This window comes from Rhodopirellula sp. MGV, assembly GCF_002251265.1.
GTDB classification, from domain to species: Bacteria; Planctomycetota; Planctomycetia; order Pirellulales; family Pirellulaceae; genus Stieleria; species Stieleria baltica_A.
Genome location: NZ_NPDI01000051.1, coordinates 1 through 14,054, shown reverse-complemented (window position 1 = coordinate 14,054; position 14,054 = coordinate 1). Strand labels below are relative to the sequence as shown.

At 55.1% G+C, this 14,054-nt stretch carries 8 protein-coding genes and 1 pseudogene; 4 read left to right on the top strand and 5 right to left on the bottom strand.

What is annotated here, in order from left to right; genetic code table 11:
- Positions 1-6: 6 nt before the first annotated feature.
- From CGZ80_RS18425 to CGZ80_RS18415, 3 genes are read right to left on the bottom strand one after another with little or no spacing between them, the layout of a single operon-like run.
- Positions 7-1,200, bottom strand: coding sequence for an ATP-binding protein (locus tag CGZ80_RS18425; protein WP_094417160.1), 1,194 nt, complete (start codon positions 1,198-1,200; stop codon positions 7-9).
- Between the two features lie 2 nt (positions 1,201-1,202).
- Positions 1,203-6,365, bottom strand: coding sequence for a hypothetical protein (locus tag CGZ80_RS18420; RefSeq protein ID WP_094417158.1), 5,163 nt, complete (start codon positions 6,363-6,365; stop codon positions 1,203-1,205).
- A complete protein-coding gene (locus CGZ80_RS18415; RefSeq protein ID WP_094417156.1) occupies positions 6,362-7,258 on the bottom strand; it encodes a DUF4132 domain-containing protein in 897 nt (298 codons plus the stop codon). The genes CGZ80_RS18420 and CGZ80_RS18415 overlap by 4 nt, the downstream gene beginning before the upstream one ends.
- A gap of 184 nt (positions 7,259-7,442) precedes the next feature.
- Between CGZ80_RS18415 and CGZ80_RS28715 the strand changes: the two genes are divergently transcribed.
- The gene (locus CGZ80_RS28715; RefSeq protein ID WP_233148512.1) at positions 7,443-7,928 is read left to right on the top strand and encodes a hypothetical protein; all 486 of its coding nucleotides are present in this window, start codon (positions 7,443-7,445) and stop codon (positions 7,926-7,928) included.
- Positions 7,929-8,321: 393 nt separating this feature from the next.
- Here the strand turns inward: CGZ80_RS28715 and CGZ80_RS18405 are convergent, their stop codons facing one another.
- A complete protein-coding gene (locus CGZ80_RS18405) occupies positions 8,322-8,717 on the bottom strand; it encodes a hypothetical protein (protein ID WP_143544023.1) in 396 nt (131 codons plus the stop codon).
- Entirely contained in the window at positions 8,705-9,607 is a 903-nt protein-coding gene (locus CGZ80_RS18400) for a metal-dependent hydrolase (RefSeq protein ID WP_094417152.1), read from the bottom strand. The genes CGZ80_RS18405 and CGZ80_RS18400 overlap by 13 nt, the downstream gene beginning before the upstream one ends.
- Before the next feature lie 289 nt (positions 9,608-9,896).
- On the opposite strand from CGZ80_RS18400, the gene CGZ80_RS18395 reads away from it, so the two are divergent.
- The 3 genes and pseudogenes from CGZ80_RS18395 to CGZ80_RS18385 all read left to right on the top strand — a co-directional run bounded on the left by CGZ80_RS18395 (position 9,897) and on the right by CGZ80_RS18385 (position 13,711).
- Positions 9,897-10,859: a DNA polymerase beta superfamily protein gene (locus CGZ80_RS18395; protein WP_094417150.1), complete on the top strand. Its 963-nt coding sequence runs from the start codon at positions 9,897-9,899 to the stop codon at positions 10,857-10,859.
- Between the two features lie 69 nt (positions 10,860-10,928).
- Positions 10,929-11,686, top strand: a pseudogene (locus tag CGZ80_RS18390) (DNA polymerase beta superfamily protein).
- 300 nt (positions 11,687-11,986) lie between these two features.
- Positions 11,987-13,711: a hypothetical protein gene (locus CGZ80_RS18385; RefSeq protein ID WP_094417148.1), complete on the top strand. Its 1,725-nt coding sequence runs from the start codon at positions 11,987-11,989 to the stop codon at positions 13,709-13,711.
- The last annotated feature ends 343 nt before the right edge of the window (positions 13,712-14,054 follow it).

Sequence of the window (14,054 nt, the reverse complement as noted above, 5' to 3'; positions counted from 1 at the left end):
CTTCGATCAAGCCCCCGGCTCTTCGCCTTCCAGTACGACACGCAATTCCAACAATCGTTTCCAGAGCGGACTGCCATCTTCGGCGCGTCGCCGCACCGGGCCGTCCCAATACCCCAGCAAACGTTCGCGGTCTTTCGCTTCGTCTTTCATCACCACGCCCAACAAGTGGCCGGGCAGTCGCGAAATCGGATCGAATCCCGACGGAAAGAAAACGGCTTCACGTGTGATCGCCGTTGCCACTGCGACCGCTTCGGCGGTACTCATCACGGTGCTGGGGCGATTGACTTGCCATCCTTCGTTACTGCGGCCACTGCGTAGGTCACGGAAAATCGTGACCAGCAGTTTCACCAGTGCTTCGTCGATCTCGACGCGGTCGCCAGACGGATTGCCAGTTTGCAGCATCGCGGTGGCTCGGCTGTTGACCAATTCACGTTCGCGGGCTTCATCGGCGATCGGTGCGATGGTTTCAAAATTGAAACGACGCTTCAGTGCCGCCGACATCTCCGAAACGCCACGGTCACGAAGGTTCGCGGTTGCGATCACCGAAAAGCCCGGTGTCGCAAACACACTGGCATCTTCATCACCCAGTTCGGGGATCATCATCCGTCGTTCGCTCAAGATCGAAATCAACGCGTCTTGCACCTCTGGCAAACAACGTGTGATCTCTTCGAAACGCACGACCTTGCCGGTTTGCATCGCCTGCATCACCGGCGACGGAACGAGTGCTTCCGGCGACGGTCCACGATCCAACAGCATCGCATAGTTCCAACCGTAACGGATCTGGTCTTCGGTGGTCCCTGCCGTCCCTTGCACGGCGAACGCCCCGGTGCCACTGATCCCAACGGCCAACAATTCACCCAGCATCGATTTCGCGGTTCCCGGTTCACCAACCAGCATCAAGCCTCGTTCGCCAGCAAGCGTGACGACGCAGCGCTGGATCAGATTGCGAGACCCGACGAACTTTTCGGTGATGACACGTGAGGACGCTTTCGTTTTGCCGACCTTGACGCCGTCGGTCCCACAAATGAAATCGACCACCGCCCCGGGCGACAAGGACCAGTTCTCCGGCCGTGGCGCAGTGTCGGATTCGGCGAGTGCACGCAGCTCTTCGGCATAACGCATCTCGGCGGGTTGCAACTGCATCCGCGGGGCGGGCTTGATGGAATGATCCGTTTTGGCTGATGTCTTTTTCTTTGCCATCGTCAAACCTTCGCTTCTTCGTAACTGGGAACGTCGCCGGAACAAACCCGTTCCCAAGCCACTTCGAATTGACGATGGACCGCGCGCGGGCAAACGATCACGTCGCCGTAACTGCCGCGTAAGGCGTCAGTGTTTTCGTAACCAAACAGCGGCAATTTCCACGTTTCGATCGGAGGGTTAGGCGCTTTCAACGCTTCCCAACCGCCAGGCAAGAAAAACTCGCGACCGGCACGACTTCGTTTAGCCGTGACCAGCAATTCCGCCGTCACCAGCTCAGCCGCTGCCGCTTTGATCTGTTTCGTCGTCCAGCCGTTCCATTTCTTGAGGTTGTTGTTATTGGGGTCATGCAATGCCAACACTTGCAAGTACAACACCGCGGCATCTTCGCTGACCTTGCGTTTCTTGCTGACTTCTTTGACCAATTTGGGGACGGAGTTTCGCGGATCTTGGTCCCACTGTCCAGCTTCGACAGAGCTATCGCGGTTGTTCGCGATGATGGCATCCATTTCACCACTCAGAATGCTGGCGACAAAGCGAGCCTGATTGATGGAATCGGATCCGTCGGATTCATAGCCAAACGTTTGACCAGCCGCCGCGATCAACGCATCGTAGTCGGCATCCGTTTTCAGTTTGGCAGTACGGAATCGCAGTTCGACTGCTGGGGGAAGCATCGCACCAAAGATCAATCCGTTGTCGAACCGATAGAGATTGTCTTTGCCAAGCTTGCATTTACCGACCACCGCAGTGAACCGCTCCACCGTTCCCTCGATATCAACCTCCTCATCGGGATACCCCATGACGGTACGAGATTCTCCGAACGGCAGCGAAGTGCCTTTGCGGGCGACGTAATCTCGCAAGCACTCAATCGCTCTGGGAAGCAACTGGCGCAGTTCGCTTGCGGCCGGGCATTCGTAGTTCAACACCCAGATGACTCTGCACAACACCGGGTAGGTGGCGTCTTCGTCAAGCTTGCTAGGCGGGTCTAACGTTTCGGCAATCGCTTTTGAATAGCGAGCTTGCTTTTTTAATTCGAACGTGACGGTTCGATCTGCCAAAAGCCAGAAATTCTCCGGTTCGCCAAGGAAATCGGCGAGATGCTTTTGGTTCAGACTTCGATAGCTCGGAAGCACTTTTTGCAGCACTGTCGCGACGTCACTGGGAATCGTGACGGACTGTTTCGAGGACTCCGCCCAAGCGTTGACCATCGCCCGAAAGTTGCGGGCGACCTTGGTGGTCATCGCCCCCGTCGCATCAAAACGGGCGGCTTCGGATAGAACCGATGCGGCAGGCGGATCGGCATCCAATGCCGTGACCGCGGTCTTGATGTCTGCCACCTTCCATCCATAGTGCGAGCGAAGTTCCTTGGTCAGTTTTTCTTGTCCGTAACGGACACTGCGGTAATTACCCATCCACGCCAAGGCGACTTCGATGGTTGACCGGCCTAGCTTTTCGGCAGCCGCGTCGAGGTCGTCTTGTTCGACCAGCGGAAGCATTTCAACCTTCGGCACCGTTTCCGCAAATGTCTTGAGCGATGTTGCCATCCACCGTTTTCGAATCGGTATCGTCGTCGCGAAGTTAAAACCGGACGGCGGTTTCAATGTGCCGGACGACGCATAGCCCAGGATAACGAAGTAACTGTCGAGGTAGCTGCTGATCGAATAGACGACATAGCACTGTTTGCCAACAACCCAGGCAACGGGCGCATCGTTTTCAGGAAGACCATGCTTCTTTTTCAGCTCGTTGTACGTGTCGCGGTTCAAATCTTCCGTTAGGTAAAGCGCCATCGTCCCTTGCAGCTGTAACAGGCCGCTGTCGGCGAAGAATTCAAACGCTTTCAACCAATTGCCAGCCAAACGTTTCGGAACGGCAACCCCATCGTCCGCACCGGTATGAATCCTCTTCCAAAATGCTTGCCATGCAGCCGACGGCGGGTCATCGAGCATCCCGACGTAGTTCACGCTGCTTTTCGTCAACTGAACTCCTTTGCCCTGTTTGGATTCAGCCGGCGAATGTTCAAGGTACGTTTTTCCTTGTTTAAAGAATGCGGCGACTTCCAGCAGGTGCTTTGCCGAGATTGATCTTTGTCCGTAGTGACCATCGAGGTTTCGCTCGAGGCCTTCCAGCGGAATCGCAAGACTTGTCAATTCGGTTCCAAGGTCATCCCATTGTTCATCGGTGAAGGCAGACGTGTCGACGCGTCCCTTTGCCTTGGTGGTCGCTTTGGCAGCTTCGCCGCTGACCACAGAGATCAACTTGTCCAAGCTGATTTGCTCGGTGCTGGCAAGCCTCGCGACACGGCTGATTCCTTTGACCAGTCGGTCCGGTGCTTTGCCAAGTACCTTTCGCACTGCCGTTGATGCGGCTTCGCGATTGGGATCGGGCTTTTTCGGGTCCTCTTTGACCTTCAATGCCTCGTGTTCGATTTTTCCGGCGTCAAAGAACGCTTTGGCGTCGGCCAGTTTCAACTTACGCAGTTGCTTTGACGATTCCACACAGCGTATGCGGAAGTAATTCCAAAATTGAATCGGCAGTGTGATCGGCTGGCCGAAATGGTACCGGTCTTTCGGTCCCGCGAATCCGATTCCGGTTTCGGAATCGACGACCGAGTTGTTCTGTAAAACCAACCAATGTCCTTTGCCAGCCGGCTTGTCGACCATCGCAAGGCAGGGCATTCCATAGTGCAAATCGCCGATGTCCGTGGGGCTCGTGTATGTTCGACCGTCAATGCCTTGGCTCTTGAACGTTCCATCGCGTTGACGTGTGATGCACCATCCGATCAAGCCGTCTTTCACTCCAAGCGGCGAGGATTCGCAACCTGCCGGTACCGGCATCAGCGAGCTGGTCGCCCAAGCGATCCGTGACCCCGCAGTAGCGAATTGCTCGAACCAAGCCGGCACACTGGCTCGTCCTTTTTGTCCATTCGCAGGATCAATTTCGATCAACGATTTTTGAACCGGTTGCGAATCATCTTGATTCGCAAGCGTGTCAAATTCATTCCAGTGCGAATAGGTTTCGCTCAGTGCCCAGTACCGCTGACCATCGCTGTACCAATGCCGCGATGCCGGGATCGATTGGTCGCCGGATTGAAGGATACGCGAGCCATAGAACACGCCGCTATCAACCTCCATCAATCCGTTCGCGTCCAGCTGATAGTAGGAAATGCTTGGCTCAAAGGATTCGTTTGGATCACTCAACCATACGGCAGAATCCCTGTAGTGGTCATCGCGATACAGCAAGACGGCATCGTCTCGAACAGGAATGATGGCGACCGGCGATTCGTTTTTGCCGAGTTTGAATTCCCCCAAGACACGACTTTCCTTGCCGACACAGTTCGCTTTGCCTTCGCGAAGAACGGTTACGTAAGGGAACATCAACAACGTTTGTGATTGTGAACGGTTCGCAAATCGTGGTAGCCGTTCTTCGTCGTCAACCGCATCCAGAGCATCCCAGCCGTACTCGTCGATGACGCCTGCTTGCAGAGTCCGCTGCAGCGTTTTGATGAGGTCTACCTTACGCAGACGTTTGACGAACTCCGGAAACTGCTTCCCGGTCGTCTCGCGGGCGCAATCGACAAGCAAATTGAGCGAGTTCTCTGCATCTGGAAGCCCACCGCATTCGAGCGCTTGCAGATTCTTGTCCAGGAAATTCCACCAGACGTCATGAATTGCTGGCTTGTCAGCCGCCGCCGCTTCGAACGACCGCGTCGGTGGCAGTTTGCGCCCATAAGCGGGGGACTTGGAGTTGCCACGATGCTTGACGAGGTCAGCGATTTGGTCCAGCAGTTTGCGATAAAACCGATCATCGGCGGCAAGGTTTTTCAGCGAGCTATTGCGTCGTATGTGATCGACGGTTTCCAACAGCCAACCGGAAAAATCGAGTGATCGCCGGTCCGGGGGATCCGCAATTTCAAGCCCCAAATCCAGCAGGTGCTCAATCACATCGACATCCAGATTGCTGCGGTAGTAGCTGCCTTCGCCCAACCGCAACGGTTCGCCTTCTTCACGAATCGCGTCTGCTGCCAAGTCAATCAAGTCGAACAGCCGTGGTTTGGGACACGACTCCACCGCGATCAAGCGACTGATCCAGCCGGCCCGCCCGCCGGGAATCATCACGTCCTTGGGAAGCTCTTCGGCCGGTTTTCCCAGCAGCGGCAGGACATTCCACTCGTCAAGTAAATCCAACCAATCCCAAACGGCACTGTCCTTGTAATAGGATGGTTCGCAATTGGTGTGCACCAGCAACCACATTGCGAATGATTCGTCCGACGCTGCCAACCGGGCCACGTTCTTTGTCACCGACTTCCAAAACTGTTTCGGTGCGCGAGCCATCGACGGCGATGCGATGATGTGTTGAAGCACCGCATCGACTTCGGCATCGGGATCTCGCCCCGCTGCCTTCGCGAACCTCGCCAAGTCTTTGCCGGCAGTCGCCAACGGCGGCATGCCGCCCATCGTTCGCCGCACCAGCAAATCACGAAGCGTCTCGAACGCTTCCTCCGGTTCGAACTGACGTTCGAGGTCTTTGGTGTATTCGGTGAGCGCTTTGCCGGACAAACATCCGCTGAGTGTGAACTCCAGCACCGCGTCGCGACGACGTTCTTTGTCGACGTCCAGCGAGTGAACGCGTTCGGCTTCCAATGCTTTGCCGATCGCACGGCCGGCATAACTCGTGTTGCCGTATTCCTTGTACGTTCGCCCGGTCTCCTCCCAAAACGGTGGCAAGAACTCCTTGACCGAACGATTCAATTCGTCCGCCATTTCGGCGTATTGGTCCCAGGCATGCCCCGGTTTGGACTTCGCTTTGCGCCCCGCCGCTTTCATCCGTTTGACCAAGCTCAGTGCGTACTTGGCATTCTCGGGATGCGTGATCAATGCCCAACTGGCAAACCCGAGTGCCCGCCGACTTTGTTTGGCCAGCGGTTTGCTTTCGCCGGCTGAAGCAAGCCCCAGAAATTCCATGGCCAAGTCTTCGGCCGGGCCAAGTCGGTCGGCACCCAGTCGCACCACGACGCGATCACCAATCGCCGGGCCGACGTATTTCCGTGCGACAACGTGCTCGGTCGCAGCCTCGTCGACTTTGGCATCGACATGGACCATTCCACCCGCGATTAACTGGGCGTCCAACAGTTTCGTGCCTGTCGCCGTTTTCTTCTTTGTCTTGCTCACGATGCCGCCTCCGAATCGTCCTCAACCTTTCGTTTCGCATAGATCGCCGAAGCCATTCGAACGCCTTCGCTGAATGTCACCGCGCCGAGGTCGCCAATCGCGATGGCGTGTTCCGATTCGTCAACAAAGACAAGTGCGCCGGTCCAGGTTTCTGACTCGGGATATTCATCGCCCACGTAATAGCGTGCTTGGACCGATTGGCCATTTTCAAACACACGACATGTCGCGTATCCACCACGCACGGGATAGCCCAGTCGCCGACAGACAGATAACGCGAAGTTCAACTGCTCGAACTTGCCACCCGCATAATCGTTGATTTGCTTGAGCACCTTTTGCTCGGCGGTTGGCTGTGCCACAGGGCGATACAGTTGGTCAACGACTTGTCGGATACTCAGGTCACCGGCGAGTTCACGCAGTTCGTCGAGGTCGGCGATCAAGATCGGGTGCGGCACGGTGAAACTGGCCGCACGATGCCACTGCGTTTCGCCATCAAGATCGATCACGCCCATGCCGCGTTTCGCGTCGACGTCTCGAAGCAGCCCCGTTTTTTCGTAGTCGACTTTTCCCGCGGCATTAGCAGGTGCGATCACCATGTCACGCAGTGCAAGTTGCCACGCGGGATCCGGCCAGACTTCGCTTAACACATCACGCGGGATCACCAACGAACCGAGCATCCACCGTTCGACCGTGTGTTGGCACTCCAGCTCATGGTCGCTCAGCCATTCGGCGAGTGCTTTTAGTGATTCGCCCGTTTCGCTTTCTTTCAGCCACTTTGGTACCGAAGCAAGCGTTTTACCTTTGGGGTTACGGCAAACCAGTTTTCCGTCTGCCAAACCGACCGCATAGTCTTTTTCCGCTTCCACCCAGGCAACGTCATCTTCCTTCACCGCCATCGATTTCTCCTGAAATCCTGTTGAGACTGCAACTGCCGTTCAACGATTATTAACGATTCAAAAGCACCCGGGGGCAAACCAAACAAGCCTCCATCCCAAAGTAGTGGATCTTGTCAAAGATCCCTCAGCGACAACGAGTAGTGGATCTTGTCAAAGATCCCTCGGCGACAACGAGTAGTGGAACTTGTCAAAGATCCTTCCGCAGGCAATCTCTTTCACAGCCAGGATTTTTAACAAAATCCACTACGGAGTCATCTGCGATCGCGAGGTCGCCCACCGAGTCGCGTTCGCTTGCGTTGAATCGCGGCATGACGACAATGAAGCCTTCTTAAACCGATTAACGAACGGAGAAGTCGTGCAAGAGATAGATCAGAAAGCGGCGATCATGATCGTCATCGAACATTTCGGTGACATTAAGCCGGGAACAAAATGCTCGGCCGTCTTCTTTGACGCCGAGCGAATTCGCCGCGAGCGTGAATTTCACGCCAAGCTTTACAGCGAAAACGGCGTGTACGATCCAGCGATCCGTCGTGACATGGTCGCCGCGAACGTTCCCGACGAGCCCTACTGGTTGGTCTCGCTAAAAACCGGCAACAGCGAAACCGGCGAGCGCACCAGACTCCACCGCGTCGACGCCCGCACCGGCAAAGTCCTCCCCGAGCATTTCTAACCGTAAAAACCTCAAAACGTAGTGGATCTTGTCAAAGATCCCTATGCCTACACCCACGTCTAAATTTTCAATTCGCAATGTTCATTTTGCAATTTGCAATCCACCTGCTCCGAGATCCGAAAACGCTACTCCGAACAAAAACCGTCACCAGCGCGTGCCAACTCCCAGCAAGCGAAACGTAGTGGATCTTGTCAAAGATCCCTGTACTCACACCCCCATCTAAATTTTCAATTTGCAATCCACCCGCTCCGAGATCCGAAAACGCTACTCCGAACAAAAACCGCCACAAGCGCATGCCAACTCCCAGCAAGCAACAGGTAGTGGATCTTGTCAAAGATCCTTCCACCCCGATTCACAACACCCAAGCCGGATCGTTAACGAGATCCACGACCATCACGAGGCCGGATCTTCATCGCGCTCAACCGAACGAATCGCCCCGATACCGTGATAGCTTGGCAAGCGAATCGCGTAGACCAGAATTCCTGCGGTAATCGGTAGCACCATCCACAACGCATAAAGAATCGAAGCCTCCGCGATCAGGCACCCCGTCGCGATGACCAAGAAGCATCCTGCCCAAACCAACTCGGGCTTCCGCGGGACTCGGAAGACATTGCAGAATAGAAAGAAATGCCCGAGCACAAACGGGAACAACCAAGCGAGATCGCCGATCGTTCGCCGGCCCCAGATCGTTGCGATCAAGCAAACGACGATCGCAAAGGCGTCCGTGCTCGAAAAACGAAATCCGTGTGTCGGGTGATGTTTCCAATTCAAGTTCATCAAACGTCCCATCGCTTCTTCTCAAGTTCCCCTTCCGCACCCAACTGGCATTCTAGCCTGCCAAAATGGGTTCCAAAATTTCGGATCCGAAGGTCTTCACCGACGTAGGTGTTGCCGTCGATTTCTACGCAAAAATAGAAATCGGACAGAGACCGCATCACAGTCCACTCGCGGCAGCCAATGATCGCGGCCGGAACATCCTCGTCCAAGATGGGAACCACTCGTCGTTCCGTTTCGGTACCAGATCGAGCGTCGAACGTAAACGTTTCGGCGAAGCCGTCTGTTTTACGGCACACCAAGAATCGGAAAAGTGCCCCCGTCGTCGGGATGACGGATGTCGAAGCTGATAGGGCATTTGCCGAGCCCAATCGGCGTTTCGCACCTGCCGCAATCCCACGTCGCAAACCGACATAGAAAAGCAGCATCGCGACGAACGCGATCGACAACCCGGTCACCACGTCTTCCTTGGATCGGAAAACAAATTGCAACGCCAACATCATGGCACAAAGGGCAATCACGTAAGCATCAATAAAGAAAATCCAGTCCATCGCGAAGCGTCGCTGGGACAGCGGCCACAAACATTTCACGCCATACGAGTTGGTGAGGTCGAGTCCGACATGCATCATCATTCCGATTGCCAACCCGATCGCGAGTTGTGCCCAGATCGCGAGTCCCGCGATCAGCAATCCGCCCGAGACAGCCAGCACGACGGCGATCGCACCGGCCGAGTGGGTGTAAGTTTGATGGAATCGAAGGAACGCGTGCTTGCCGGCAATTCGCGACAAGGCGTCCAAGTCTGGGGCCACGTTTCCCAACACGAGGCCGACGGCAAGTGCCGGTTGAGAAGAAAAAAGGCCCGCGGCACTCGCCGTTCCGATCAAAGCATGCGTCACGATATCCATCCATCAATTGTAGTCGACTGACATAGCGAGACGACGCCTTTGCAAGACCCGCCGCGTGGAAAGTTTGCCGGGAAGGATCTTTAACAAAACCCACGACCCCAATCTGGATCTCACTGGTCCTCTCTCCGTAGTGGATCTTGTCAAAGATCCTTCCACCCCGTTTCACAACACCCACGCCGGATCTTTAACAAGATCCACTACCAACCCTTAATCGGTTTACGTACCGAACGTCACCGGTTACTGTCGTGTCACGCAAGCTTCTGATGTCCTTCACGTCCAGTCGCATGAAATGTCTGACACACCACTAATCTATTCACCCGGCACCCAAGTTGTCGCTCGGAAAGATGTCATGACGGTCAATGATCGCATCGCACATCCAGCCGGCGCAGTCGGTGTGATCGTCCGTTCGCCAGTCGATCGCTCGCATGCCTACCGCGTGAAATTCAGCGACGGATTCGAAGCCCCAATCCGCCACGACCAACTCAATCGACTAGCAGAATTCAAACGCCTCCCCAGCGTAGTGGATCCTTCCACACCAGCTTCACTCACGGGAACGACTGCATTGATGAGCTCGGGTCTTTACGATCGTGTCATCTTTCGCTGCGTGATCGGATCGCGAGCCTATGGTCTCGATGACGAAGCCTCTGACACCGACCGCCGCGGCATCTACTTGCCACCAGCAGAGCTGCATTGGTCGCTGTACGGTGTTCCGGAACAGTTGGAGAACGATGAAACACAAGAGGTCTACTGGGAACTGCAAAAGTTCCTTGTGCTCGCGCTCAAGGCGAACCCCAACGTGCTCGAGTGCCTCTATTCCCCACTCGTTGAGTTCACGACTCCGCTGGGCGACGAACTGATTGCGATGCGATCGGCGTTCTTATCGAAGCTGATCTTTCAAACGTTTTCCGGATACGTTGCCTCGCAGTTCAAGAAGATGCAAACCGACATCCGTAATCAAGGCCGTGTGAAATGGAAGCACGTGATGCACCTGATTCGGTTGCTGCTTTCGGGAACCCACGTGCTCCGCGAAGGTGAGATGATGGTGGAAGTCGGCCAGTATCGTGATCGGTTGCTAACGATCAAACGAGGCGAAATGCCATTCGACGAAGCCGATGTTTGGCGAAAGCAACTGCAACGGGATTTCGAATCTGCATTCCAAACCACCAACCTTCCCGATCGCCCCCACTACGAACAAGCAAACGCATTTCTAATCAACGCCCGCCAGCGAGCGTCGGAGAAGTCTCTTCCGTAGTGGATCTTGTCAAAGATCCCTCGGCTCATTCGCGACTCTGAACAAGGATCTTTAACAAGATCCACTACCATGCAACTTGATTACCAAAAGATGATGCGGCACGTTGAGTCGCACCCTTACCCGCTGCTCTTCGCGACGATCAGTGGCGCGCACCTTTACGGTTTCCCCTCTCCCGATTCCGACTTCGATCTTCGCGGCGTTCACCTGCTGCCACTGGAAACCGTCGTGGGGCTCGAAGAGGGCGATCAAACCGTTGAAAAAGAAGGCATCTACGACGGACTTGAGATCGACTTGGTCACACACGATGCCGAAAAGTTCTTTCGGCTAATGCTGAAACGGAACGGCTACGTGCTGGAGCAAATCTTCTCGCCGCTCGTTGTGCACAGCACGCCCGAGCACGAAGAACTAAAATCGATCGCAACGAACTGCATCACGCGCCACCACGCGCATCACTACCTCGGGTTTGCCGCGACCCAGTGGAAGCTCTTTGCAAAAGAGTCGCCTCCGCGCGTCAAGCCACTGTTGTACGTCTACCGCGTGCTACTGACCGGGATCCATTTGATGCAGACCGGCGAAGTCGAAGCCAACCTCGCAACGCTCAACGAATCCGCAAAGCTTTCGTACATCGACGAGCTGATCGACTGCAAGCGAACCGGGCCTGAAAAAGGACCGCTCCCGTCGCTGACCTGGAATTCTATTCCCGCGAGTACGAGCGACTGACAAACGAGCTCGAGACAGCTTGCGAGGAATCAGAACTTCCCGAGACGCCATCGGCCCGTCGCGAACTGAACGATTTACTCGTTCGACGACGACTTCAGAATCGCTGACCGTCACATTCGGAACCAGTTCCCAACGTAGTGGATCTTGTCAAAGATCCCTCGGCTCATCCCAAACCCTGCCGAGCAAGATCTTTAACAAGATCCACTACGAAGAGTTCAACAGCGGCGATGGCCCCCAAGAATCACGGACACAATCAAAACCGCTGAGCTAAGCTTCGCTAACAGCGTACCGATGCCCAGTGAGACGAATGGTGCTCACTAACGAAGGGCGACGATTGCAGAGGTTACGCGAATCAATCGACCTGATTTGCCTTTGCGCGTTCAGGCCAACGCGATGCGGAGCCTCCCTTGAAGTACTTTCTAATCGCTACCGGACTGCTTGCCGCCATCGCGATCACCTGTCCGATGCTCGTTGCGGTGGGATATCTGTTCCTGATCATCCCAGGGCTTGTCCTGACCTGTGCTCCCACGGTCTTTGTTTACTCACTCGCGACGGCGGCGATTCGCCGCGTGCTGCCGATTGAATCGCCATGGGCAGCCACAACGCTTTCGCTTGCCATCGCGCTGTCGATCGGCTGGCTCGTGATGCAGCCTCCGCGGATGAAGTGGCTGGCACAATTTAATTCTCAAGCAACACCCGACATCGAGTTAGGCAATCCGCTCAAGCTCGATGGGCACGTACGAATCGAATTGCCCCACCGAAACAGCGACCCGCAGTGCGACTACCTGTGTTTGGCACTCTTGGACTGCCCAAACGTTGACTCCGTCACCGTGGTGACATCGAGCGCGAGTCAACAGCGACTGGCGACGTACAAGCTGGTCTCTGCCGCCGAGAACACTCCATTGGGACTTGTGCCAGTTCAACCAGGCGAAATCATCCGAAAGGACCCAGGATTGGCTCGCAAGTACTCGGGGCGACAATTTCGATCCGCCACCATGGCCGTCGAAGCAGATTGGGCGATGCGTTTGGCTGGCGATGAACGATTGAAGGAAGTTGATCCGAAATTCGCAAAGCCAACCGACTGGACCATTCGATTGGAGGAGCGACGGCACTACCCAACATCGTCACTTCGACGCGTTTCCATCGTTGACTCCGAAGGCGTGACACGATTCAGAAAGACGTTTTATGAGCAAACCGTTCCTTCGCGATTCTTTTACTTCGGCTACCGAATCCATCCCGGCGCAGGAACGATTTCGGGCGCCTCATTCCACATCGGGCGACAAAACCTAACGTTCGGTGACATCGAGTTTCGTCCTGAATCAACCTTACTCAGCACACTCGATCGACCTCAAGTCAGATGCGATCAAGACGCAATCGTTGAACTGCGCGAAGCTGTCGCCGAGGCGCTGGACGATCCCAATGCCACTGACATGCAATTGAGCCTAGCGAATCGATACCTCGACCTCTTCCATTTCGACACCACCGAAACCGACGACCGACTGATTTCACGAATCGTCGTGGATGATCGAATCAGCCAACTCGACGAGGTGATTGCAAACGTTTATTCGACGAAGAAAACTCCCTTGCGAATGCGAGATGCCTTCGCCGAGCGGATCGCGATGAACCACTCTTCACCAAAGCTTCGTCAATGGTTGGCGGAGTGTTTGGCCGGGATGCCTCGCGGCACGTTTGCCGATCCGTCCGCGACACATTGGCTGATTTGGAAAACACCCGAACTCTATCGTGATGCACCAGCCTTCATCGAGTCACTGGCGGATGTGGAATCAGCGGAAGCGGTGGCGGTCCTTGCGGTGATTCTTGATGACTCCGTCGATATCGAAGAAACACGTCAGCGGCGCGAGGTGATGCGTGCCGTCTGTCAGGCATACACTCGATTTGGTCCCCGAGCGTCTTCGGCAATCGATCGAATTCGTGAACTGTTTCTGCGGCGCCCATCGCCCATTATGAGTCTGTCGAAGGAAGCCGACATGTGGCGAGTAGCTTTGGCTCGCATGGGCGTACCTTTAGCTGACTTGCCAATGTTCTCAAACCAAACCGGCCCAACCGCAGAACGCATCCTTCGCCGAGTCGCAGACCAACTCAAAAAGCAAAACCACGAAACAAAAAAGTAGTGGATCTTGTCAAAGATCCCTGTGCCAGCACCACCTTCTAAATTCCAAATTTGCAAGGTTCATTTTGCAATTTGCAACCCACCGGTCTTCATCACAAAACGTGCAACACCAAAGCAAAACCGCCATCACCACAAACCGGCCCACAAAAGCCCCAGGTAGTGGATCTTGTCAAAGATCCCTGTCCCCCAGCACCAACATCAAAATCCAAATTTGCAAGGTTCATTTTGCAATTTGCAATCCACCGGTCTTCATCACAAAACGTGCAACACCAAAGCAAAACCGCCACCCCGCGGGACTCGGAAGACATTGCAGAATAGAAAGAAATGCCCGAGCACAAACGGGA

Bases quoted from the DNA above. Each gene is read 5' to 3' on its own strand.
- CGZ80_RS18405 (WP_143544023.1), bottom strand. From the start codon at position 8,717: ATGGGACGTTTGATGAACTTGAATTGGAAACATCACCCGACACACGGA.
- CGZ80_RS18415 (WP_094417156.1), bottom strand. From the start codon at position 7,258: ATGGCGGTGAAGGAAGATGACGTTGCCTGGGTGGAAGCGGAAAAAGAC.
- CGZ80_RS18425 (WP_094417160.1), bottom strand. From the start codon at position 1,200: ATGGCAAAGAAAAAGACATCAGCCAAAACGGATCATTCCATCAAGCCC.
- CGZ80_RS18395 (WP_094417150.1), top strand. From the start codon at position 9,897: ATGTCTGACACACCACTAATCTATTCACCCGGCACCCAAGTTGTCGCT.
- CGZ80_RS18400 (WP_094417152.1), bottom strand. From the start codon at position 9,607: ATGGATATCGTGACGCATGCTTTGATCGGAACGGCGAGTGCCGCGGGC.